Here is a 24,285-nt window from a genome sequence, read left to right on the forward strand (position 1 = left end):
CATTCGTTTAGCTAACTGGATGCGCTAGCGCACCGCTTGTTTGCCGCCCGCTTAGCCGGCCTTCCAATGCGCCAGCGCGCAGCGCGCCGCCGCCAAATCCCAAGCCGCCGTGCCAACACTCTTGAACAGCCGCGGGCGATTGGCGTCGTACTGTCCGGCTATCGCTTCCGCCAAGGGCCGCACGGTGTTCCAGTCCACGCCGGCCTGGATCAGGTCTCCGGCTTCATGCCGCGCCCCGGCAGGGTCGTCCGAGAACAGCTGGCTGCCGGCAATGGCGGCCGGGCCGATTTCGGCCATGTCCGGACGAAAGGCACCCACTCCCACCAGCAGGCGGTTGCTGCGGGCTGCCTCGTGGTAGACGGGCTGTTTGCTGGTGGTCAGCGTGATCACCACGTCGACATCGTCCGCCACACGGCCGTGGCATGGCCGCAGCGTCAAGTTAAGGGCGGCGTGCCGGCGGCAGAACTCGGCGCTGCCGGCGAGTTCCCGGCCATGCACATCCACGCGGATGTCCGGGAACAGGGCGGCAATGGCTTCCAGGTGGCCGGAGGCCTGCTTGCCGGTGCCTATCAACGCGATGGCGGCCGGCCTGCCGGGGTAGAGGCTGTTGATCGCCAGCATGGAAATGGCGGAGGTGCGCTGGGCGGTCACGGTGGGGCCGTCAAGAATCAGCAGCGGCTGGCCGGTGACGGCGTCATACGCGCTGACGATGCCATGGATGGTGGGAAGGCCGTGCTTGAGATTGTCCGGGCACACATTGACCAGTTTGTGAATGCCGATATCGTGCGCGGTGGCAGGCATGGACAGCAGCACTGCGTCTCCCCGCAAGGGCAGCACCTGCCGTTCCGGGCTGATGATCCGTCCTGCGATGTATTCGGCGGCGGCGTTGGACAGGGCCTGACAGAGGTCGGCAACCGGCAATAGCTTCTTGGTCTCGGCGGCGGACAGCAGGGGGAGGGAGGGTGCGGTGGACATGACGCGCCTTTATCGATAATTGGTAAAATTAAGACCAAATTTGCGTTTGGGCCAGGGTTTGGCTGTCATGATCGGCAAAACTGGTCTTAAAATAACGTTGTTATATCGCTAACTTGTTTTGTAAATTACCAATTTAGGGATAAGGCGACAAGAAGTTAGCCTGCCGCCGCCCAAATGCGGTCACAATTTTCACCAGTTACACAACAAATTGGTCTTGAGGTAAGCAGAATGGATGTCAGCACACAGGAACCGAACCACTTTCAGCCGCTGCCCATCTATGAACAGCTTGCAGAGCAGATCCGCAACGGCATTGTCGGCGGGGAGTTTCCCCCGGAGTCGCGCCTGCCCTCGGAAAGAGATCTGGCCGCGCACTATCGCGTCAGCCGGCCCGCGGTGAGGGAGGCGATTGGCGCCTTGCAGAATCAGCAGCTGGTGATGACGCGCCGCGGCTCGGGCACCTATGTCTGCGAGGATGCCTTGCAACGGCTGCGGCAAGCTGCGCCGGCAAACCAGCGGAGCCAGGCGGACGACAGCCCGATATCGACGCTGGAAGTGCGGCTGGTGCTGGAGCCGGCCATTGCCCGCATGGCGGCCAGAAAAGGCCGGCGTGATGAAAGGGCGGAGTATTACCTGGCGCAAATGAAGGGGGTCAAAAACATCGACATTCCGGCGCAGCAAGCGCTTTGGAGCGAGAGCGACCGCTTGTTCCATCGGCAGCTGGCGGTGATGACGGGCGATGCGCTGATGGTCCGCATCGCCGATGAAGTAGCCAAAACCATGGGGCAGCCGTTATGGCAACGGCTGCGTGACGACGGCATCTATGACGCGGAACGCATTGGCCTGTACGTTGCGGAACATCAGTTGATCTACGAATCCATCATCACCGGCGATGAGGATGCCGCCGCCTTTTACGTTGAGCAGCATTTGCGACGAGTGAGGCGGGATATCTCCGGCTAAGCCGCCAGCGCATTGATCCGCATGATTGAACGGCTCCGGCCCCGCAAGCAGTCCAGTTCTGAGACTGGCGCGCCTGCGGGGCCGGAGCCGTTCATTCGTATCCTGCCGTCAAGGCCTCGCCGGAACGGCCATGGCCAGCCGCTATTCCTCCCGGTGCGCACCCGGGTAGCGCACTTCTCCCTCCGGTATGCCGCAACCCCACAAGGAATAGGGGTCGGCCATTTCATTGACGCCTTCGCCGTAACGATTCTCCGCCGGGCGCAGATGGGCCAGGCAGCAAGCGCCCAGTTCGGTGGCGTAAAGTCCGTGCACGGTGCAGAGCACGCGGTGGCTCATGCTGTGCTGCGAGGGGAAGGCGATGGTCTGCTGCGCTTCCACGCGGCCGTAGTCCGAGCTTAGCTTCACTTGCACCACGCCGTTGAGGGCGCTGGAGCAGGCCATGGACGAGGCCAGCAGGTTGAGCCGCGGCGCCGAGCCGGCCTCCGGCGTAAAGCCCAGATGGATGAAGCCGGCGCCGGCGGCCGGGGCGGTGCTGAGCTGGAACCAGTCTATGCCGCCGCCGGTCAGCACGCGGCCGAAACCGCCGTTGCCGCCGGAGGAATTGCCCAGTAGCGCGACCCACAAATTGCCGTCCGGCCCCGGCACCATGCCCACCGGGGTGTTGCCGTGTTCGGCGGGGATTTCAATGGCGGCGGGCGCGTCGCCGTTGGCGGGGATGCGGTAGAGCTGGCTGGATTGGTCCAGCGTGGCGTAGACGTCGCCGCTGTCCGGGTGGATCTGGACGAAGATGGGGCGCGGCGGGCAGGGGTAGAGGGTGGCGTCCGCCGGGTTGCGGCTGTCGACGCGCACGACGTGATGGCTGTCCTTGCAGGAGGTCCACAGGATGTCGCCGTCTTCTGCCACCACGTGCGGGCCGCGCGCTGCTTGCGGCAGCGGCACTCGCTTGAGGATTTTTGGCGGCGTGGTCAGGTCAGAGGCTATCGGGTCTATCAGCAGCAGCTCGGACTGGAATTGCAAGGTCACCCACAGGCAGCCGGGGTGGGTTTTGGAGACGGTCAGCCCGTGCAGGCCGGAAAACGGGTTGTCGATGACGTGGGCGATGGCGGCCCGCGGCTGGCCGCTGTGCGGGTCCACCCGCATTTTGACCAGCGCGCCGGACGGCTGCTGGGAGATCAGCAGCAGGTCCGGCCCAATGGCGGCCACTTCATGGGTTTGGCTGGAGGCGGGCAGCGGATATTCGATCACGCTTTTGAGGGCGAGGCGCAGTGTGTTCATGGCGGTTTACCGAGGGTTGTAATCCCTTTGGCATAATAGGCGCCAATCATGACGTTTGCAAAAAACGGCCGCGACTTGATCCAGCTCAGCCGCGGATGGGCCTGTGCCGGTTCCGGTTTATGCTGTTGACGTGTTATGACGATGTTCGCGAACGAGCGGAAATATTGCAGTGCAAGATAAAACTAACGACTGTTTTAACTAGAACTCCACGCAAATCAAGGGTTTGCCGGGGAGAGGGCGTGGGGCGATGTGGCGTGCGCACATCACTATGTACGCTTTTGACCTGTATCAAACATACATTTTCGTTTTAGAATATAAAATGTGTTCGTAAAATAACATTTGTGTTCGGCTCTGGCGTTTTGGGCTCGTCCCCGTTCGGAACCGCGCACTATGCTTTAAAAGGCGGCCTGTTAAGGGCCGGCCTCTGTCGGCCATAGGAGCACAAACGCATGCCAGATACCCAAACCGCCGTGGACACGGTCCCGCAAGAACACGCCATGTCTCCCGAATCCGTGGTGGGTTACCTGCACTCCACGGAGAGCGGGGCCGGGGTGGATGGGCCTGGCATGCGCTTTGTCTTCTTCACCTCGGGCTGCCAGTTCCGCTGCCTATACTGCCATAACCCGGACACCTGGAAGCTGCACAACGGCCGCCAGGTCACGGTGGAGCAGGCGATGGCGGAGCTGGAGCCGTATGCGCGTTTTTTGAAGTTCGCCGGCGGCGTGACGGTGTCCGGCGGCGAGCCGCTGATGCAGGACGGTTTCGTCGGCGCGCTGTTCCGCGAGGCCAAGCGCCGCTTCGGCCTGCACACGGCGCTGGACACCCAGGGCTTTTTGCACGAGCGGGTCAGCGACGAGTGGTTCGACGCGGTGGACCTGGTGATGCTGGACATCAAGCATTCGGACCCGGAGCGCTATCACGCGCTGACCGGCCAGCCCTTGCAGCCGACGCTGGATTTTGCCCGTCGCCTGCAACGGCTGGGCAAGAAAATGTGGGTGCGTTACGTGCTGGTGCCGGGTTTGACCGACGGCGACGAGGACATCAGCAGGCTGGCGGAGTTCGTCGCCGGCCTGGGCAGTGTGGTGGAGCGGGTTGAGGTGTTGCCCTTCCATCAGTTGGGCATGGACAAGTGGCAGAAGCTGGGCATGGAATACCAGTTGGCGGATACGCCGATTCCCACGCCGGAGCAAGTCAAACGTGCCCGCGAGTTGTTTTCCTGTAAAGGCTTGAAGGTGACTTGAACGCCTTCCGGCCGGTGGTTTTTGGCTGGCAGCGTCGCCCGGAGCGGCGCTGCTTGTTTATCGAATTATTTATCATGAATCGCTGATATATTATGACGACATCTTCTGAAATTCTGGTGATCAACTGCGGCAGTTCCTCGCTGAAGTTCGCGCTGCTGCCCAAGGGCTCCAGCGAGCCGCTGCTGTCCGGTCTGGCCGAGTGCCTGGGCCTGGCGGATTCGCGCATCATTTTCAAAACCGCGGAAGGCAAGAAGACGGAGTCGCTGAACGGCGGCAGCCACGCCGAGGCGATGGAAGCGCTGACCCGTTTCATGGGCGAGCATGAGTGGCTGGACAGCGTGGTCGCCATCGGCCACCGCATCGTGCACGGCGGCGAGCGCTTCCAGGCGTCCGCGCTGATCACCGACGAAGTGCTGGCCGGCATCGAAGAATGCTGCGCGCTGGCGCCGCTGCACAACCCGGGCCACCTGGTGGGCATCCGCGCCGCGCAGAAAGCCTTCCCCAAGCTGCCGCAGGTGGTGGTGTTCGACACCGCCTTCCATCAGACCATGCCCAAGCCGGCCTATATGTACGCCGTGCCGCAGCGCTTCTACAAAGAATACGGCGTGCGCCGCTACGGCATGCACGGCACCAGCCACCGCTTCATCGCCGGCGAAACCGTGGCCGAGCTGAAGCTGGACCCGGCCAACCACGGCATCCTGATCGCCCACCTGGGCAACGGCGCTTCCGCTTCCGCGGTGAAGAACGGCCAGTGCATGGACACCACCATGGGCATGACCCCGCTGGAAGGCCTGATCATGGGCACCCGTTCCGGCGATATCGACCCGGCCGCGGTGACCTTCATCGCCCGCAAGGAAGGCCTGGATCTGGACGGCATCGACAATCTGCTGAACAAGCAGAGCGGCCTGCTGGGCATTTCCGGCGTGTCCAGCGACTGTCGCGCTCTGGAAGAAGCGGCGGCGGAAGGCAATGTGGACGCGCAACTGGCGCTGGACATGTTCGCTCACCGTCTGGCCCGTCTGCTGGGCGGCCTGGCCACCTCGCTGGACCGCATCGACGCGCTGGTGTTCACCGGCGGCATCGGCGAAAACTCCAGCCTGCTGCGTGAAAAAACCCTGAACCACATGAAGGTGCTGGGCTTCGCCGTGGACGCGGCCGCCAACGAGCGCGCCGTGCGCGGCAACACCGGCGTGATCAGCCAGCCGGGCAGCACCACCGCGCTGGTGATGGCCACCAACGAAGAGTGGATGATCGCCAAGGATACCGCCGACCTGGCCGGTATCTGATAGGACCTCGCGGCGCAAGCCGCGTCTGTATCGCGCGGCCGGCGTTCCGTCGGCCGCCGCCTGATTCTGAACGCCGGGCCGCCTTGCGGCGGCGCGCGCGTCGAAAGCAAAACCATGACATCGCAACAACCGAAACGAGTGTTTTTCCTGGCTTCCTATGGTTCGGACGCCGGGCTGACCTCCATGACCCTGGGCCTGGTGCACGCGCTGGAGCGCGACGGCATCAAGGTGGGCTTCGTCAAGCCCATCGCGCAGCCCGCCAGCGTGGGCGCCGAGCTGTCCAGCCACTTCGCCCGTCAGCTGTGCAATATCGACGCGCCGGCGTCCATCCCGTTTGCCCGCGCTCAAGCCATGCTGCGCGAAGGCGAGCTGGCCACCTTGATGGAAGACGTGGTGCGCCTGGCGGAACAGGCGCGCGACAATCACGACGTGCTGATCGTTGAAGGCCTGGTGCCGGACAGCGACGCGCAAACCGCCATCCGCCTGAACGCGGAAATGGCCGGCAGCCTGTCCGCCGAACTGCTGCTGGTGCTGTCCGGCGCCGGCCGCGGCGCGCGCGACATCGCCGAATGCGTGCAACTGGTGCAGCGCCAGTTCGGCGCCGACGGCAACGGCAAACTGGCCGGCCTGCTGCTGAACCGCGGCGCGGAGTGCGGCAATCTGGCCGGCCTGCGCGCGGAGCTGGCGGAGCAGGGCTGCGCCACGCCGCTGCTGGGCTGCGTGCCTTACGACGCCAAGCTGGACGCGCCGCGCGTGCTGGACGTGGTCAGCGCGCTGGGTTTGAAGATCGAACACGCCGGCCAGATCGAGCAAGCGCGCATGCGCGAAACCGTGGTGGCGGCCCGCACCGTCGAGAAAATGGCCGAACGCCTGCTGCCGGGCACCCTGGTGGTGACGCCGGGCGACCGCAGCGACGTGGTGCTGGCCACCTCGTTGGCCATGCTGCGCGGCGTGCCGCTGGCCGGCCTGCTGCTGACCTGCGGCGAACCGGTGTCCGGCAGCATCCTGCCGCTGATCCAGTCCGCGCGCCAAGCCGGCCTGACCATTCTGTCCACCGAGCGTGACACCTATGAGACCAGCACCATGCTGGCCAATCTGGACCGTCACGTGGCGATGGAAGACGCCGAGCGCATGCAGGCGATGATCGACTTCGTGGCCGAGCGCATCGACACCGCGGTGCTGGTGCAGAAGATCGGCGAGCCGCGCGAAGTGCGCCTGCCGCCGCCGGCCTTCCGCCATCGCCTGATCGAGAGCGCGCGCCGCTCGCAAAAGCGCATCGTGCTGCCGGAAGGCGACGAGCCGCGCACCATCCAGGCCGCCGCCATCTGCCACGAGAAGGGCATCGCCCGCTGCGTGCTGATCGGCGAACCGGAGCGCATCCGCCAGGTGGCGGAAGCCCAGGGCGTGACCCTGCCGGCCGACATTGAAATCCTGGCCCCGAAAGAGGCCGCCGGCCGCTACGTGGCGCCGATGATGGAGATGCGCAAGAGCAAGGGCCTGACCGCGCCGCAGGCGGCGGAACAGCTGGAAGACAGCGTGGTGATCGGCACCATGATGCTGGCCTTGAACGAGGTGGACGGCCTGGTGTCCGGCGCGGTGCACACCACCGCCAACACCATCCGTCCGGCGCTGCAACTGATCAAGACCGCGCCGGGCGCGAGCATCGTGTCCAGCATCTTCTTCATGCTGATGCCGGATCAGGTGCTGGTGTACGGCGACTGCGCGGTGAACCCGGACCCGAACGCGGAACAGCTGGCCGATATCGCCATCCAGTCCGCCGATTCCGCCCGCGCCTTCGGCCTGAGCCCGCGCGTGGCGATGATCTCTTACTCCACCGGCACTTCCGGCAGCGGTTCGGACGTGGAGAAAGTGCGCGAAGCCACCCGCATCGCCAAGGAAAAGCGTCCGGACCTGATGATAGACGGCCCGATGCAGTACGACGCCGCCAGCGTGGAGTCCGTAGGCCGTCAGAAGGCGCCGGACAGCGAAGTGGCAGGCCGCGCCAACGTGTTCGTGTTCCCGGACCTGAACACCGGCAACACCACTTACAAGGCGGTGCAGCGCTCCGCCGGCGTGGTGTCGGTGGGCCCGATGCTGCAAGGCCTGCGCAAGCCGGTCAACGATCTGTCGCGCGGCGCGCTGGTGGACGATATCGTTTACACCATCGCTCTGACCGCGATCCAGGCGGACGCGCAGTAAGCTGCAAGAGCGCTTGAGCTGAAAACAGCCCCCGGAGCGAAAGCGCCGGGGGCTGTTGTCTTATGCGGCCTTGTTTAGTGGCGTGGTGCGGCGATGGGGCGCGTCAGCGCCACCCATTGCTCGGAAGCGGGGGAGCCAGCCAGTTCCACGCCGTCGTCGGCGAAATACACTTTGGAGACTTTGCCGTCGAACAGCTCGGGCTGACGCAGCACGGAGCGGACTTCGGAGTAGGTGATCGGCTCGTAGCTGTGCTGGAAGCGGCGCTGCTGTTCTTGCCAGGGCTTTTGCCGTATCGCTTCAAGGTTCATTTTGCCGCGGCCAGCGTCGTTCCAGGCAAAGGCGATTTCCGCGCCTTGTTTGGCGAAGAACTCCAGGCCTAGTTTGCTGGAGTTGCGGAAGAAATGCTTGATGAACAGTTCGGACAGGTCCAGCAGGTCGCGCTGTTCCAGCGTGCGCTTGCCGAGCGCGGCGGCGACGTCGTCGGCGTTTTTGCAGCCGCAGGCGTGCACCAGATAGAGCAAGGTGTTGACCGTGGTTTCCGTGCGGCAGCCGCCGCTGGTGTTTTTCAGCACAAAGCGGGTGGCCACGGCGGAGCGCTCCGTCGGCGGCACGTCGGCCAGCAACGCGTTGAGCCGGACAAACGGGTCCAGCCGCGTGTGATGGGCGCCCAGGTAGTCGGCCCAGGCCTGGAGAATGGGGGCGGCCGGCTGCGGCGCGCGCTTGACCAGCTTGCCGGCGGCGGCGTCGCTGATGTGGCGGCTGAATTCCTGGATCAGCTTGCGGGGCGAGATGCTATACATGGCGTCGTCGCGGCTGTAATGGACGATGTCCAGCTGCTTATTGTAATTGGCGATGGTGGCGACGTTTTGCATGTCCAGTTCGCCGCGCACGAAACGGGACAGCTGCATTTGCGCGTGACTCAGGCCGTACAGCGCCACCGCTTGGTCCTGACGCGCAGGGGAGGCGTTGACCTCGCCGTTGGCCACCCGGAACAACAGCGACTGGAAACGGGCTTGCTGCGGCACGGGCCCTTGCGTGGTTTGCGGGCGGTCCGGCGCGGCGGCGCAGCGATTCGAGGCGCTGGCCAACTGCCGGCCCAGGCCCAGTTGTGGCTGAGCGGCGGCGCGGGCAGTCGGCAAGGCCGCGGGAGCGGTGAGAGAGCGGATGCCGCTTTGGGCGGTAATGTTTGGCATGGGGTCGGCTTTCAAGTGGAAGGCATGGAGTGATTTGACCCCGCTACTGTCGTCAAAAAGCCGGATCGCGGCTTGCAGAATTCACTCAGTGCGCCGTCCGCGCTCATTGCGACAGCTTTGCACGGCGTTGTCGTTTTTTTGCCGTAGATCAATGCAGATGGGATTGTGTTATAATCAGGGCGAGGTTGAACTTCCGATAAACACTTAATTAGAAAGGGAACCTGCTTATGCTGAGCCTGTTTTTGATTACTGTTTTTCTGATTATCAGTCTGGTTCATTGCTATTGGGCGCTGGGCGGCACCGTCGGCATGGACGCGGCCGTGCCCGAGGTGGACGGCAAGCCCTTGTTCCAACCCACCCGCGCCGGCACCTTCGCCGTGGCCGGGCTGTTGGCCTTGTCGGCGCTGGCTGTTGCGCTGCATGGCCATCTGACCCGTTTCTGGCAAATGGAAACCGTGCGCTGGGGCTTGCTGGCGCTGGCTGTCGCGCTGCTGTTGCGCGGCATCGGCGAATTCCGCTACGTCGGCTTGTTCAAGAGCGTGCGCGGCAGCCGCTTCGCCCGCAACGACACCCGTTTCTATTCCCCTTTGTGTCTGTTGCTGGGCAGCTTGTTGCTGATCCTCGCCTGGTAAACCTCCTGAAGCGGGCGGCAAGCCGCCCGCTGTCCTCGTTAGAACCTGTTTACGATCTGCTGCGCGTTGGCGATACGGCGTTGAAAACGCCTTCGAAATGCTCATGTACCACTTGTACATTCCGCTTTCTCAGCCGTTTTCGCCTTGTCTCGCCTTAGCTCGCGAGATCGTAAACACGTTCTTAGCGCTTGTTGTTCTGCGCGTAAATCAATTGCGCCTTCCAATCCAGCCGCTGCGGCTGGCGCGGCATGCTGACGCGGAAGCGCTCGCGCGGGCCGACGCCGGGCTGCCATAGATAGAGCTGCCCGTCGTGGGCGCCGCCGTTCCAGGCGGTCAGATAGTAATCGCTCTGCCGCGCCCAATCCTTGAAGCTGACGATGTCGCCGTCCCGCAGGCAGCCGTCCGGCCGGTCTTGAATCTGCAGCCGCAGTTCCGTCGACGCGTTGAGAGGGCCCTGCTTGGTGTAATAGGCGTATTGATTGGCGTCCAGGCCGCCCCACCAGGTCCAGAACCAGCCGGGGCGGTCGGCGCGCTCCACCCGCAGGTAGTCGCCGGAACGCAGGCAGCCGTTGTCGCGCATGGCGAAGTTGTTGGACAGGTTGAAGCGGGCGGCGGGGCCATCGCCGGGGCCGGTCTTCAGCCAGCCGTCGTTGGCGGCGGCGCTTTGCAGCCATTGGCCGTTGCCCAGGTTTTGCAGGCCCAGCTGGCGGTAGCTGCCGGCCTGGTCGGTATAGGACTGGGTGGGGGTGGCGGCGTCGGCCCAGGCGAAGGCCTGCACCGGGTAGTGGTCGCTGTAGTCGGTGTAGGCGTAGGTGTGCTTGCCTACGGATTGCACCGTCCACTGCGGCGATGGCGCGTCCAGCGCCAGATTGTGCCAGGCAGACGGCTGGCGGTGGGTCTTCAGCGTCAGGATGTAGTCCAGGTACTCCGGCGCGTCGCCGCCGCGCACGCCGTAGCGTTCCAGCGCCAGACCGTTGCGCGCGGTGTCGAAGCTGTCGGCGACGCCGGCGTAGCGCGGCTCGCTGGCTTGCAGGATGTCCAGCATCGCGCGGTATTCCGCCGGCTTGCGGCGGTCCACGTTCATGTCGCCGGCAATCAACACCACTTCGTCCTTGGGCAGTTGCCGCGCGCGCAGCCAGTCGGCGATTTCGCGCAGCTGGGCCTGGCGCACCGCCGCGTGGTCCTTGCAGCCGCCGTCTTCCGATTGCAGGTGGGCGCCCAGCACATGGTAGTACCGGCCGCCCGCTTGCAGCTTGACGTAGGCGAAGCCCTTGAGCGCGTATTGCTCCCAGCTGCAGCCGGCGGTGCGGAACAGATACTGCCGCTTTTCCACGATGGGCCAGCGGCTGACGATGGCGACGCCGCCGTCTTCCGGCTTGGCGCCGTTCCAGCCTTCGGTGCCATCCCAGCCGCTTTGGCTGCGGCCTATCACCGGGGTTTGGTGCGGGAAGCGAGCTTTCAGTCCTTGCAGCAGCGCTTCGGAGCTGCTGTTGTCTTGCAGCTCCTGAAACACCGCCACGTCCTGGTTTTGCAGGACGGGGGCGGCGGCGATCAGCCGCGCGCGTTGTTCCTGGCCGTAGTTGGGGTAGAGCGACTGCGGCAGCAACATGGCGTTCCAGGTGGTCAGCCTGAGGTCGTCGGGATAGGCGGCGAGGGCGGGGGCGGCCAGCAGTGTAGCGCAAAGTGCCAGGCAAGCTTTCATCATGTCTCCGAGGGGTGTGGGAGCGCAAAGCTTGAATGGCCTTGTTTGCGGAATTGCTATGTCATTTAAATTTGATCTGGCGTAGAATGGCGGCTGCGCCGGCCATGCTGGCGTCCGTCCGTTTCAGCGGACGCGAGTCTTCCCCCTTTTCCCGATAGGAGCGCGCCGGAATGAAGCTGTAATGCCCGTCACTCGTTTGCCCAGCCTGGGCCGTTTGCCGCATTGCCGTTTCGTTTTGTCGTCCGCTTCGTCTTTGCCCCTTCGCGGGGCCGTCCGTTTCGCTATGGACGCGGCTTTGGCTGGGTGTTTCCTTCTCTCTGAACAGAACAGGACTTCCCATGTCGGTACATGCTTCCCTTAACGTTTTTTCACATAACCAGGCCGCCTGGGACCGCCAGGCCGAGCAGGCCGGCCCGTGGTCGCAGCCGGTGGACGCCGCCGCCATCGCCGCGGCGCGCGCGGGCGAGCATCAGGCGCGGCTGACGCCTGGGCCGCTGCCGGCCGGCTGGCTGGATCAGGCGGCGGGCTGGCGCATTCTGTGCCTGGCCAGCGGCGGCGGTCAGCAAGGCCCGCTATTGGCGGCGGCCGGCGCCGAGGTCACGGTGTTCGACGCCTCCGAGCAGCAGCTGGAGCGCGACCGTCTGGTGGCGCGGCGCGAAGGGCTGACGCTGAGGACCGAGCAGGGCGATATGCGCGACCTGTCGCGCTTCGCCGACGCCGGCTTCGATTGCGTGTTTCACCCGATTTCCAATCTCTACGTGCCGGACGTGCGTCCGGTGTGGCGCGAGTGCTTCCGGGTGCTGCGTCCGGGCGGACGCTTGCTGAGTAGCTTTTTCAATCCGGCGGCCTTCATCGGCGACCGCGATCCTGAGCTTGCGCGCCAGGGCCTGATCCGGCCGCGTTATCCGGCCCCGTATTCCGATCTGCGCGATCTGGGACCGGAAGCGCTGGCGGCCAAGCGGGCCGGCGGCGAGGCGTTGGTGTTCGGCCACAGCCTGGCCGAGCAGATAGGCGGCCAACTGGAGGCCGGCTTCTTGCTGGCCGGCTTCCACGAGGAGATGCAGCCGACGCCGCGCTTCGTCATCGACGGCTATCTGCCGGCCTTCATCGCCACTTGGGCGAGCAAGCCGGGGGCTTAGCCGCAGCGCGCCGACACCAGCAGCAACATCGGCCGCTCCCTTTCCTCCGCCAGCTCCGGCCGCGCCGCGATCTGGGCGTCGCTGGGGCCCCAGTCTTCGACATGGCAGAGCTGGAAACCGGCGGCCAGGGTCAGGTTCAGCAGCGTGCCCAGCGTGCGGTGCTGTTTGACCACGCCGTCGGCCAGCCAGTGGGTGACGCGTTCGCCTTCCATCTGGTAGCTGTCCACCGGCCAGCTTTTTCGGCCCTGGGCGTCGTGCAGCCAGCCGGGCTGGCGCGAGGCCATGTAGATCGGGTGTTCGATCGAGAACACCAGCCTGCCGTCGGCGCGCAAGACCCGCCGCGCCGCGCGCAGCAGGCCGGCCAGGTCCTTCAGGTAGTGGAAGGTCAGCGAGCTGTAGACCAGGTCGCGGCTGGCGTCGGCCAGGCCCAGGGCGGCCGGATCCAGCGCGTCCAGATCGGCGCGAGCGTAGCGGATGCTCTTGTCAGCGGTCATTTGCGCGGCGGTGGCCAGCATTTTTTCGGAGACGTCCAGGCCCAGCACGTCCGCCGCGTTCTGTTCCCGCGCCCAGCGGCAGAACCAGCCGTAGCCGCAGCCCAGATCGAGGACGTCCTTGCCGGCGATGGCCGGCAGCATGGCTTGCAGCACCGGCCATTCCGCCGCGCCGGCCAGGCCTTCCGTCGAACGGCCAAGCTGGCTGTAGCCGTGGAAAAAGTCGGGGTTGTCGTAGATGTTTTGCGTCATTGCGGTATTCCTGTGTGAAAGGTGGATGCCGGACGACGGGGATGCGGGAGACGATGCGAACGCAGCCCGGCCGTGGCCGGCGGGGCTGCGAGGGTTGGCTTACGCTTGCGAAAGCGGCGCGCAGGACGACCCCTCACCCCGTTGCGGGGTGCTGTTGGGTCTGGAAACAATCAGTACGTCCAATTCGCGCATCCGGCGATGATAACGCATTTCGCCGTGAGCCTAAACCGGCGGCGCGGCGGGCGTCAGTTGCGGCGCAGCTGACAGGCCAGGCTGCGCGGCACCGACAGCCTTTGCTCGTTCAGGATGTCGCTGCCGGGGAAGTAGCGGATTTCGCGAATGTCCTCGTCCTCGCGCAGCAGGGTGATGTTCTTGGCGGCGGGGATGTTGACGACGATCTGGCCGGCCTGGTAGCAGACGATGCTGTAGGCGTTGAAGTCGCTGTCGCTCAGGTGCTCGCTGCTTTGGCGCAGCTGGCGCGGCAGCCGGTAGTCGTCGCGGCCTTCCGCCTGGCTGAAGGCGGGAAGTGCGAGCAGGGCGGCGAGCGCGAGCGAGATCAGGCGACGGTTCATGGTCAGGTTCTGGCGGCTGTGGACGGGGCACCATCATAGAGGCCGCGCCGGCGGCTTGTACAGCGGCCAACGGGCGGCCGGCGTCAGCGGGCGGGGTGCAGCCGGCTGTTCAGATAGCGTTCGCCGCGCCGGCGCAGCGGCGGCGGCGCCAGCTTCAGCCATTGATTGAAATGCAGGCCCAGCAGGGTGTTGTTGCCGGCTTTTTCCTGCAGCGCGATGGCCAGGTTGTCGTAGACCGGGTCGTCGTCGTCGAGGTCGTCGGCGCAGGCTTGGGAGAAGCTGTCGGCGTCCGCGCTCCAGCGGCAGTCCGCGCCCAGACGCAGGCCGTAGCCGCGCGGCAGGCCTGAGGCGAGCAGGCGCGCGTATTGGCGCTCAAAGCCGTCGGGGTCGAACAGATAGCTGTCGCAGTGCAGCCAGCGGCCGTCCAGCCGCGCTTGCACCAGGCCGTGGAACAGGTGTTCCGGCAGGAACAGGTAGACCGGGGCTGGCACCGCGTGGCGCAGGACGCGCTTGTCCAGCCGCACGAAGCGCAGCCGCGCCGGAATGCCGGCGGTGGTCAGCAGCGCGCGCAGCAGGTCGCCCTGGGCGTTGCAATGGCCGCGCCCCAGAGCCAGCGTGCGTTCCGGCGTGACGGTTTCAAACTGGCTGGTGAAGCCGAAGCGCACTCGGTCGCGCACGAAGTCGTGCAAGGCGCGGCAGTAGTCGCGGTCGTTGTCGGGGGAGGCGTCGTTTTGCACCTGGCGCAGGGCTTGGCTCAGGCTCAGCCCGGCGCAGGGCGCTGGGCGGACGGGGTCGGGCTGGGGGCTTGGTTGCATGGAATACTCTAGCGGCCGATGTTAATCATATTGAATATTCAGAGCCGGGGATTGTCAATGCACAGTTTGATGACGGTAGGGCGGAAAAGCCGCCGGCCCGGATGAGGGCCGGCGGTGAGCGCTCTGCGCCTAAGAACCTGTTTACGATCTGCTGCGCTTCGGCGATACAGCGTTGAAAACACCCTCAAAATGCTCATGTACCAACCGTACATTCCGCTTTTTCGGCCGTTTTCGCCTTGTCTCGCTCTTGCTCGCGAGATCGTAAACACGTTCTAAGCGCCGATTAAACGTGCAGCAGCAGGAAGCGCCGCTCCCACGGGCTGATCACGTCGAAGTACTCGCGGTATTCGGCTTCCTTGATCGCGCTGTAGGTGCGGATGAAGTGCTCGCCGAACAGATTGGTCAGCGGCTCGCACTTGAGCAGCATGTCGATGGCGTCGTCCAGGTGGCGCGGCAACTGGTGCGGCTGCTCGTAGGCGCTGCCGGTCAGCGGTTCGGACGGCATCAGGCCCTGCTTCATGCCCAGGTAGCCGCAGGCCAGGCTGGCGGCGATGGCCAGATAAGGATTGACGTCTACGCCGGCCAGGCGGTTTTCCACCCGGCGCGCCTGCGGGTCCGAGTGCGGCACGCGCAGGCCGCAGGTGCGGTTGTCGTAACCCCAGGACAGATTGATCGGCGCCGAGGTGTAGCGGCTCAGCCGGCGGTAGGAGTTCACATAGGGCGCGAAGAAGGGCATCGCCGGCGGCAGATAGTTTTGCAGGCCGCCGATGAAGTGGAAGAATTTTTCCGAGGGCTGGCCGTCCTTCAGGCTGAAGATGTTCTTGCCGCTGTCCTTGTCCACCACGCTCTGGTGCAGGTGCATGGCGCTGCCGGGCTGGCCCTGCATAGGCTTGGCCATGAAGGTGGCGTACATATTGTTGCGGATCGCCACTTCGCGCACGGTGCGCTTGAACAGGAACACCTGATCCGCCAGCGCCAGCGGGTCGCCGTGGTCCAGATTGATTTCCATCTGGGCGGTGCCCATTTCATGGATCAGGGTGTCCAGCGCCAGGCCCTGGGCCTCGCACCAGTCGTACATTACGTCGAAGATGCCGTCGTATTCGTTGACGGCGTCTATGGAGAAGCTCTGCATGCCGGCTTCGGTGCGTTTGGTGCGGCCCACCGGCGGGCGCAGCGGGATGTCTTCGTCCGGCTGGATTTCCACCAGGTAGAACTCCATTTCCGGCGCCACCACGGCCTTGAGGCCTTCGTCTTCGTACAGTTTGAGGATGCGCTTGAGCACGTTGCGCGGCGCCAGGTCCACAGGGCGGCCGTCGAAGAAGGCGCAGTCGTGGATGATCTGGGCGGTGGGCTCCAGGTTCCACGGCACCGGGCGCAGGGTGCTGGCGTCGGGAATCAGCCGCATGTCGGGATCGGCGAGGGAGGTGAAGTCCTGGTCCGGGTAGTCCCCGGTCACGGTCATGGACAGCACGGCTTCCGGCAGGCGCAGGCCTTCGGCCGGATTGTATTTATGGCGCGGCACGATCTTGCCGCGGGCGAGCCCGGTCATGTCCGGGATCAGGCATTCCACTTCGGTGATGCGATTGTCGTCCAACCATTTGTTGATTTGTTCTGCGTTATTCATAAAGCCTCTGTTGTCATGTGTGCGCGCCCGAGCTGCTGTCGCGTTGGGCGTCGTGCCTCAGCGTATGCGGCCGCTGCGCTTGTACTAAAAATAATCTACGGTCCAGTGTGCGGCAGCCGGGGCTGCGCGGGCAGGCGGGACGGGGCTGGAATCGGGCCCAGTGATGGATCGGCAATCCGGGTGCTCCTCTCTGTTGGGTAAAACGGCGCAATGCCGCTTTGAATGGCATTGATCGTTTTTGGTTCGGAATGTTCAATATTTTGAACGAATGCATGCTAGTACCGGCGCACGGACATTCGCAATGATTATTGACGGGATGCCGGCCGGCTGTTGGTTTGCGGCAACAAGGAAATCTGACCAAGGGGACTGTTAAGACCTCTTTATGAGTATTAGAATTAGACGATATGGAAAACGATACCAAACAGATAACACCCGCTGCGGATCCTGGCTCGCCGGCCCGGAAACCGCGCCGCCGTTGGCTGCGCTGGCTGGCGGTTCCCCTCGTGTTGCTGGGCCTGCTGTGGGGCTTCCTGGGCTGGCTGGCGCCGGGGATGATCAGCGACGCCGCCGCCAAATGGGCGCAGGGCATAGGCCGCAAGCTGAGCATGGGCGAAATCAGCATCACGCCCTGGAATATGTCGCTGGAGGTGCGCGATCTCAAGCTGAGCGAGGGAGACGGCCGGCCCTTGTTCGCGGTGAAGCGGGCGTATCTGAACCTGGATCCGTCCATGTTGTTGATCGGCCGCTGGCAGGCGCAGGAGTTCTCGCTGGACGAGCCTAGGCTGGCGCTGGCGCGCAATGCCGCCGGCCAGTGGAACTGGGCCAGTTTCGTCGCCGACGCCGCCGGGCCGGCCAAGCCCGAAGGCGGCTCGGACAAGCTGCCGCGGCTGCTGATCAAGGCCTTGAACATCCGCAACGGCCAGGCGCAGTTGTCCGACCAGTTGGGCGGCGACGAGCGCTTCACCCTGGTGCCGTTGAATCTGTCGCTGCTGGACCTGTCCACGCTGCCGGAAAACGGCAGTTACACGATGCAGGCGGCGATGACCGACGGCACCCGTTTCAACTGGAAGGGCAGCATCAATCTGCAGCCGCTGAAGTCCGACGGCGAGGCGCAGATGGCGGAGCTGCCGCTGGCCTCGGTCTGGCCCTATGTGCAGCCGCATTTCAACACCGCCGCGCCGGAAGGGCGGCTGTCCGTGTCCGCGCGCTACCATTTTGAAATGTCCGGCAAGACGCCGGAGCTGACGGTGTCGCCGTTCCGCGCCAGCCTGCTGCGCTTCGCGCTGAAAGCGCCGGGCGGCCGCAGCGAACTGACGATTCCGGAGGTCCGCGTCGAAGGCGGCGCGCTGGACCTGGCGCGTTCGATGCTGAAAGTGCAGTCCATCGAACTGGACCAGGGCCTGGCGATGGCCGGGCGCGACCGCGACGGGACGGTGGACTGGCAGAAGGCGATTCCGGCGGCGCCGGCCGCCGCCAAGCCGCAGCCGGCGGCCGCGCCGCTGCCGTGGCTGGTGAACATCGAGGCGATCAAGCTGCGCAACTGGCGCGTGAGCTACGCCGATCAGGGCTTCCGCCAGCCGCTGGCGCTGGAGGCCAAGCTGCCGCTGTTGTCCGGCCGCTTCGCCTTGTCGCCGGACCATGGCTTTTCCTTGACGGGCATGCTGGCGCGGCTGGACGAGCTGAAGCTGGGCGCGCAGGGCGCGGAGCCGGCGGTGAGCCTGGCCAGCGCGGAACTGGCGTCCAGCCAGCTGTTGCAAAAGGGTCGCCGCATCGAGCCGGGCAAGCTGACCTTGAGCGGCCTGGACGCTAAGGTGGAGCGCGACCGCGCCGGCCAGATCAATCTGGCCCGGCTGTTCGAGCCGGCCGGCGGCGCCAAACCGGCCGCCGCGCCGGCGCGTCCGCAAGGCGAGGCGGCGCCGGCCTGGAAATTCTCCTACCCGGAAATGGAGTTGCGGGACAGCCAGCTGAGCTGGACCGACCGCAGCCTGGCCAAGCCGGTGAATGCGGCCTTGTCCGGCCTGGGCGGCACCGTGGAGGTGGGCGACGGCCAAAAGCTGGCGGTGGACCTGGCCGGCAAGCTCAATGGCGGCAAGCTGGCGGCCAAGGCCGATATCGACGCCGCCGCCGGCGCGCTCAAGGGCAAGTTGCGCGCCGACGGGGTGCAACTGGCGCCGCTGGCGCCGTACGCCTTGAGCGGCACGTCGCTGCGTTTCGGCGGCGGCGCGTTGTCGGCGGATCTGGACCTGGATGTCGGCGCGCGCGGCTGGCGCGTCGGCGGCTCCGCCGGCGTGGCGCGGCTGGCGGTGTACGAGCCGGGCGAGAAACTGCCCCTGCTGGGCTGGCGCGATCTGCAAGTGCGCGGCCTCAGCGCCCAGGGCATGCCCTTGAAGGCGACGGTGAGCAATGTCCGCCTGCTGGGCCCGGCGGCGCGACTGGTGCTGGACGAGAAGCGCGAGCTCAACGTGGCCAGGCTGTTCGCCGGCCAGGGCGGCGCCAAGCCGGCCGCACCCAAGGCCAAGGCGGAGCCGTTGCCGCAGGTGGAGGTCAAGTCCATTCACGTGCAGGGCGGCCGGGTGCAGTTCGCCGACCACGGCATGAAGCCGGATTTCGCCACCGACATGCACAATCTGCGCGGCTCCATCCAGAACCTGTCCACCCGCGCCAAGCAGCGCGGCAACATCACGCTGGACGGCGACGTGGACCAGTTCGGCGACGTCAAGGTGCGCGGCGCCTTGTCGCCGCTGGCGCCTACCGACAACACCGACATCACGCTGGCCTTCCGCAATATCTCCATGGGCACGCTGAACCCGTATTCGATGAACTTCGCCGGCTGGCAGGTCAAGGACGGCCGTTTGTCGGTGGACCTGCGCTATCTGCTGGAGCAACGTCAGCTCAAGGGCGAGAACCGGGTGGTGATCGATTCCCTGCAACTGGGCGACGAGCTGCCGGACAGCGAGTACAAGGGCCCGCGGCTGCCGCTGCGGCTGGCGGTGGCCATCCTGGAGGACAGCGACAAGCGCATCGATCTGGACCTGCCGGTGGCCGGCAGCCTGGACGATCCGCAGTTCAGCTACGGCAAGGTCATCTGGAAGGCCATCGTCAATGTGGTGACCAAGGTGGTGACCGCGCCGTTCCGCGCGCTGGGCGCCCTGCTGGGCGGCGAGGGCTTCGACGACATCCGCTTCGTCGCCGGCGAGGCCAATGTGACGCCGCCGGAACGCGAAAAGCTGGTCAAGGTGGCCGGGCTGATGGTCAAGCGACCCAAGCTGATGTTGTCCATCAGCGGCGGCTACAACGCCGACGCGGACCGCAAGGAAATGGCGCGCGCGCAAACCGATCTGGCGATCTTCTCCGCCGCCGGCCATCAATTGGGCGCGGGCGAGCCGCTGCCGCTGCCGGACTTGCAGGACGATGAAATCCTGTCCGCGGTCAAATCGGTGTACGGCAAGCAGATCGGCCGCTTCAAGCTGTTGGGACATACGCTGAAACCGGGCGGTCCGTCCGGCGCGGCCCTGGGCAAGCTGCTGCGCGAGGAGCTGATCGCCGCGCAGAACATCACCGACGCCGGCCTGCAGCAACTGGCCAAGCAACGCGCCGTCAACGCGCGCGCGGCCATGGTCAAGGCCGATCCGGCGCTGCAGGAGCGCATCCAGCTGGGCGAGCCGGTCAAGGTCTCGGCCGGCCGCGACGGCGTGCCGCTGGAGGTGAAGCTGAAGACGCCGTAAGACGGCGGCCGCGCGTCGTGTTTTTGCCCATGACAAGAGGGAAAAGCGGCGGCGGCGTGGAATAGCGCTTGATATGTGTCAACGAACGGCGTAACTACATATAGTGTAATACGCCGTTTTTCTTTTCCAGATATTGCGTATCGGACGTGTTGCAACCTTTTGCGGCCCGCACGGTCCATTGCATGCTGGAAGGGGGCCGCCCTGGCCGCCGCAGGCCGCAATTCAAGAGGAACCGGGAACCATGAAGCAGGAAAACATCGCCGCCATGACCGAGCAGGACATCTCCCGCGAGGTGCTGCTGGAAAAATACGCCAAGAACGGCGAACACAGCGTGAGCGAAGTGCGCCTGCGCGTGGCCAAGGCGCTGGCGGCGCTGGAAAGCGAACCGGCGCGTTTCGAGCCGCTGTTCTATCAAGCGCTGGAAAACGGCTTCATTCCCGGCGGCCGCATCAACTCCGCCGCCGGCACCGATCTGCGCGCCACCTTGATCAATTGCTTCGTGCAGCCGGTGGGCGATTCGGTGTCCGAAACCGAAAACGGCAAGGTGGGCATTTACGAGGCGCTGCTGCAGGCGGCGGAAACCATGCGCCGCGGCGGCGGCGTCGGCTACAACTTCTCGCGCATCCGCCCCAAGGGCGCGCGCGTCAAGGGCACCAATAGCCGCGCCTCCGGCCCGGTGTCCTATATGCGGGTGTTCGACCGCAGCTGCGAGACGGTGGAATCCGCCGGCGCGCGCCGCGGCGCCCAGATGGGGGTGCTGGACATTTCCCACCCGGACGTGGAGGAATTCATCCACGCCAAGGACCAGGGCGATCTGCGCAATTTCAACATCTCGGTGGGCGTGTCCGACGACTTCATGCGCGCGGTGGAGGCGGACGCCGCCTGGGAGCTGACTCACGCGGTGGAACCGTCGTCCGACGCTTTCCCCGGCAGCTATCAGCGCGAGGACGGCCTGTGGGTCTACCGCGCGGTGCCGGCGCGCGAACTGTGGAGGCAGATCATGGCCTCCACCTACGACCACGCCGAGCCGGGCGTGCTGTTCATGACCCGCATCAATCAGGACAACAATCTGTCCTATTGCGAGGTGATCGAGTCCACCAACCCCTGCGGCGAGCAGCCCTTGCCGGATTACGGCTGCTGCGACCTGGGCTCCATCAATCTGTGCCGCCACGTGCGCCAGCCGTTTGGCGACAAGCCCAGCTTCGACTTCAAGAGCTTCGAGAAAGTGGTGCGCATGTCGGTGCGCATGCTGGACAATGTGCTGGACCTGACGGTGTGGCCGCTGGAAGAACAACAGCGCGAGGCCCAGTCCAAGCGCCGCGTCGGCCTGGGCTTCACCGGCCTGGGCGACGCGCTGATCATGCTGAAGATACGCTATGACAGCGAGGAGGGCCGCCGCTTCGCCAGCCGCATTTCCGAGGCGATGCGCGACGCCGCCTACGACGCCTCGGTGGACCTCGCTATCGAGAAGGGCGGCTTCCCGCTGTTCGACGCCGACGCCTACCTGGCCGCGCCGCATTGCGCCAGCCGGCTGCCGGAGGCGATCAAGGCGCGCATCCGCAAGCACGGCATCCGCAACTCGCATTTGTTGTCCATCGCGCCCACCGGCACCATTTCGCTGGCCTTCGCCGACAACGCCTCCAACGGCATCGAGCCGCCGTTCTCCTGGTTCTACACCCGCAAGAAGCGCATGGCCGACGGCGGCCAGCAGGAATACCTGGTGGAAGACCACGCCTATCGCGTCTACCGGATGCAGGGCGGCGACACCAACGCCTTGCCGGACTACTTCGTCTCCGCGCTGGAAATGAGCGCGCTGGACCATATGCGCATGGTGGCGGCGGTGGCGCCCTATATCGACACCGCCATTTCCAAGACGGTGAACGTGCCGGGCGATTACCCCTTCGACGATTTCGAAAGCCTGTACCTGGAGGCTTGGCGCGCCGGCCTGAAGGGCATCACCACCTACCGTCCCAACAATGTGCTGGGCTCGGTGTTGTCGGTGGAGCCGGCCAAGCCCAACGCCGCCACGCCGCAGGACCTGTCCGGCAGCGGCGACGGCGATCCGGACCGCCGCGTGGTGCTCAACACCGCGCCGACGCCGGCGCTGTCCAGCCTGAAATGGCCGAACCGGCCCAAGCTGAAGGAAGGCAACCCGTCGTGGACCTTCATGGTGGAAGGCGACGCCGGCGATTTCGCCGTGGTGGTGGGCCATGTGGAGAACGGGCGGACATCGCCGTTCGAATGCTGGGTCAACGCCACCGAGGAACAGCGCGGTCTGGGCGCGGTGGCCAAGACCCTGTCCATGGACATGCGCTGCCGCGACCACGGCTGGCTGGCGGCCAAGCTGGACGCGCTGTCGCACACCAACGGCGACAAACGCTATGTGTTCGATCTGGGCGAGCGCACCGTCTACGCCACCTCGGCCTCGGCGGCACTGGGCAAGGTGGTGCGCCACCGCGTCGAGCAATTGGGCGCGCTGCCGGCGGACCAGAACGAGCCGACGCCGGTGATGGACGCGCTGTTCGCGCGCAAGGAGCCTAAGTCCGGCACCGACGGCACCATGAGCTGGTCGGTGGACGTCAGCAATCCGCAAACCGGCGACGACTTCGTGCTCTTCATCAAGGAACTGGTGCTGCCCAACGGTCAGCGGCGGCCGTATTCGATGTGGCTGGCCGGCGCCTACCCGCGCGAACTGGACGGCCTGTGCAAGATGCTGAGCCTGGACATGCGGGTGATAGACCCCGCCTGGATCGGCCTCAAGCTGCGCAAGCTGCTGAGCTACGCCGAGCCGCAGGGCGATTTCTTCGCCCGCATTCCCGGCGTGGAGAAGTCGCAGAGCTGGCCGTCCACCGTCGCCTATCTGGCGCAGCTGATCATCCACCGCTACGCGATGCTGGGGGTGCTGACCGAGGAAGGCGTGCCGCTGGAAGAAATGGGGGTGATGGTGCCGGAGCAGAGCGATCTGTTCAGCCCGGAAGCCAGCGCGGCCTTGAAGCAGGTGCCGGGCAAACCGTGCCCGGAATGCGGCAACCACGCCTTGATCAAGAAAGACGGCTGCGAGTTCTGCACCGCCTGCGGCCACGTGGGCGCTTGCGGTTGAGCATTAAACGGGTCGACTAAATGCAATGGCCCCGGCGTTTGCCGGGGCCATTGTCGTTTGGGGCAAGCGTCAATACAGCCCGTTTTGAACCGCCTTGCTGCGGCACTGCACATAGGGCAGGCCGTTGGGTTTGCCCGGGAAGGGATAGCTTTCCCCCACCTTGCTCAACATCGCCGCGCTGCTGCTCTTGCGTTGGGTTTTCTTGATCGCGGTCTTGATGGCGGCGGCGTCGCCGTCGACGAACAGCGCCAGGAAGCCGCCGTCCACTTCGGACAGCTGCACCGAGCGAATCGGCAGGCCGCCGAAGTCATAGCCGCCCGGCAAGGTCACTTCATGCTCCCATACCTGGGTGGGCGTGGCGCCGGCGGCGGAGGCCAGCAGTTTGGCGACGCCGTTTTCGCTCAGATTCAGGTTGTGGCAGTTCAGCTGTGCCGCCAGGGCCTTGTTCTTGCCGGCGCCGGACTGGGCGCCGCCGGCGGTTTTGGCCAGGCGGTAATTGCCGTCGAAGGGCACGTCGCCGAAGGTGCTGGCGCAGCGGTCCATCTGCACTTGCACCGAGGCGGTTTGGGGCAGCACGCTCATGGTGCAGATGCCTTCGCTATAGCGCCACTGCCCGCCGTTGGCTTGCAGCTGTCCGCTGCCGGAGCCGGAGCGCAGCTGGCCGGGTTTGCCTTTTTGCATGACCTCCAGCGCGAACTTGCCGTTGGGACGGATGGTCAGCGTGCGCTCGAACTGCTTGTCGGAACCATCGTAGACGCCAGGGGCTAGCGGGACGGCGGCACTGTCCGCGGCGGGGTCTTTTTGCAGCGCCTTCTTGATGCCGTCCTTGAGAATTGCGCCCAGGTCGAAGGTTTCGGCGTGGGCCGCCAGCGGCAGCGCCGCGGCCAGCGTCAGCGCGGCGGCGAAGCGTTTACGGTTTGAATGGGTCATGAAAGAGGCCGTTTAAGTGGCGTTGCGATGAGAAGGTGCCGGCGTATGCCTTGATTTTTTTAAATTTATCAGGACATTAGCATGCCGAACCGACGAAAACAACTTGGCGGCGGCGTGATAAAAACCAAGAAGCGGACAAACTGGCCTAAGGGCCTGTGCACCGCCGTGCAAAAAGAA

Annotated in this window: 17 protein-coding genes; 8 read left to right on the forward strand and 9 right to left on the reverse strand. The window is 65.3% G+C overall.

What is annotated here, in order from left to right; translation table 11 throughout:
• Positions 1–51: 51 nt before the first annotated feature.
• Complete coding sequence (gene lhpI / locus JW897_RS23010) at positions 52–975, reverse strand: bifunctional Delta(1)-pyrroline-2-carboxylate/Delta(1)-piperideine-2-carboxylate reductase (RefSeq protein ID WP_205467791.1); 924 nt, start codon at positions 973–975, stop codon at positions 52–54.
• Between the two features lie 174 nt (positions 976–1,149).
• Here lhpI and JW897_RS23015 point away from each other — a divergent pair, with 174 nt between their 5' ends.
• On the forward strand, positions 1,150–1,932 hold the full coding sequence (locus JW897_RS23015) for a FadR/GntR family transcriptional regulator (RefSeq protein ID WP_240352347.1): 783 nt from the start codon (positions 1,150–1,152) through the stop codon (positions 1,930–1,932).
• A 141-nt stretch (positions 1,933–2,073) separates the two neighbouring features.
• Here JW897_RS23015 and JW897_RS23020 read toward each other — a convergent pair whose 3' ends face one another.
• Positions 2,074–3,207, reverse strand: coding sequence for a Vgb family protein (locus tag JW897_RS23020; protein WP_205467792.1), 1,134 nt, complete (start codon positions 3,205–3,207; stop codon positions 2,074–2,076).
• 449 nt (positions 3,208–3,656) lie between these two features.
• Between JW897_RS23020 and pflA the strand changes: the two genes are divergently transcribed.
• From pflA to pta, 3 genes are all read left to right on the forward strand, one after another.
• Positions 3,657–4,448, forward strand: coding sequence for a pyruvate formate-lyase-activating protein (gene pflA, locus JW897_RS23025; protein ID WP_082159156.1), 792 nt, complete (start codon positions 3,657–3,659; stop codon positions 4,446–4,448).
• Positions 4,449–4,540: 92 nt separating this feature from the next.
• Positions 4,541–5,734: an acetate/propionate family kinase gene (locus JW897_RS23030; protein WP_048415868.1), complete on the forward strand. Its 1,194-nt coding sequence runs from the start codon at positions 4,541–4,543 to the stop codon at positions 5,732–5,734.
• 114 nt (positions 5,735–5,848) lie between these two features.
• Positions 5,849–7,933 carry a phosphate acetyltransferase gene (gene pta / locus JW897_RS23035; protein WP_205467793.1) on the forward strand — a complete coding sequence of 695 codons (2,085 nt, stop codon included), beginning with the start codon at positions 5,849–5,851 and terminating at the stop codon, positions 7,931–7,933.
• Between the two features lie 74 nt (positions 7,934–8,007).
• Here the strand turns inward: pta and JW897_RS23040 are convergent, their stop codons facing one another.
• Entirely contained in the window at positions 8,008–9,126 is a 1,119-nt protein-coding gene (locus JW897_RS23040) for a hypothetical protein (protein ID WP_205467794.1), read from the reverse strand.
• A gap of 227 nt (positions 9,127–9,353) precedes the next feature.
• Here JW897_RS23040 and JW897_RS23045 point away from each other — a divergent pair, with 227 nt between their 5' ends.
• Positions 9,354–9,758 (forward strand): DUF3995 domain-containing protein, encoded by a 405-nt coding sequence (locus JW897_RS23045; protein ID WP_205467795.1) that lies wholly within the window; start codon positions 9,354–9,356, stop codon positions 9,756–9,758.
• A gap of 181 nt (positions 9,759–9,939) precedes the next feature.
• Here JW897_RS23045 and sph read toward each other — a convergent pair whose 3' ends face one another.
• Positions 9,940–11,463, reverse strand: coding sequence for a sphingomyelin phosphodiesterase (gene sph, locus JW897_RS23050; RefSeq protein ID WP_205467796.1), 1,524 nt, complete (start codon positions 11,461–11,463; stop codon positions 9,940–9,942).
• Between the two features lie 335 nt (positions 11,464–11,798).
• Here sph and JW897_RS23055 point away from each other — a divergent pair, with 335 nt between their 5' ends.
• Positions 11,799–12,599, forward strand: a complete 801-nt coding sequence (locus JW897_RS23055) for a class I SAM-dependent methyltransferase (protein ID WP_205467797.1) — start codon at positions 11,799–11,801, stop codon at positions 12,597–12,599.
• On the opposite strand, the gene JW897_RS23060 is transcribed toward JW897_RS23055, so the two are convergent.
• The 4 genes from JW897_RS23060 to JW897_RS23075 form a co-directional block, all read right to left on the reverse strand.
• On the reverse strand, positions 12,596–13,342 hold the full coding sequence (locus JW897_RS23060; protein ID WP_205467798.1) for a class I SAM-dependent methyltransferase: 747 nt from the start codon (positions 13,340–13,342) through the stop codon (positions 12,596–12,598). The genes JW897_RS23055 and JW897_RS23060 overlap by 4 nt on opposite strands.
• A gap of 245 nt (positions 13,343–13,587) precedes the next feature.
• Positions 13,588–13,914 (reverse strand): hypothetical protein, encoded by a 327-nt coding sequence (locus tag JW897_RS23065; protein ID WP_048415874.1) that lies wholly within the window; start codon positions 13,912–13,914, stop codon positions 13,588–13,590.
• An 83-nt stretch (positions 13,915–13,997) separates the two neighbouring features.
• On the reverse strand, positions 13,998–14,729 hold the full coding sequence (locus JW897_RS23070; protein ID WP_205467799.1) for a transglutaminase-like domain-containing protein: 732 nt from the start codon (positions 14,727–14,729) through the stop codon (positions 13,998–14,000).
• Between the two features lie 283 nt (positions 14,730–15,012).
• Complete coding sequence (locus JW897_RS23075; protein WP_048415876.1) at positions 15,013–16,353, reverse strand: glutamine synthetase family protein; 1,341 nt, start codon at positions 16,351–16,353, stop codon at positions 15,013–15,015.
• A 404-nt stretch (positions 16,354–16,757) separates the two neighbouring features.
• Between JW897_RS23075 and JW897_RS23080 the strand changes: the two genes are divergently transcribed.
• Together JW897_RS23080 and JW897_RS23085 are read left to right on the forward strand one after the other, a co-directional pair.
• Entirely contained in the window at positions 16,758–20,078 is a 3,321-nt protein-coding gene (locus JW897_RS23080) for a DUF748 domain-containing protein (protein ID WP_476727394.1), read from the forward strand.
• A 241-nt stretch (positions 20,079–20,319) separates the two neighbouring features.
• The gene (locus JW897_RS23085) at positions 20,320–23,178 is read left to right on the forward strand and encodes an adenosylcobalamin-dependent ribonucleoside-diphosphate reductase (RefSeq protein WP_205467801.1); all 2,859 of its coding nucleotides are present in this window, start codon (positions 20,320–20,322) and stop codon (positions 23,176–23,178) included.
• Between the two features lie 69 nt (positions 23,179–23,247).
• Here JW897_RS23085 and JW897_RS23090 read toward each other — a convergent pair whose 3' ends face one another.
• Complete coding sequence (locus JW897_RS23090) at positions 23,248–24,108, reverse strand: hypothetical protein (RefSeq protein WP_205467802.1); 861 nt, start codon at positions 24,106–24,108, stop codon at positions 23,248–23,250.
• Between the last annotated feature and the right edge of the window lie 177 nt (positions 24,109–24,285).

The organism is Chromobacterium alkanivorans (assembly GCF_016937655.1).
GTDB classification, from domain to species: Bacteria; Pseudomonadota; Gammaproteobacteria; order Burkholderiales; family Chromobacteriaceae; genus Chromobacterium; species Chromobacterium alkanivorans.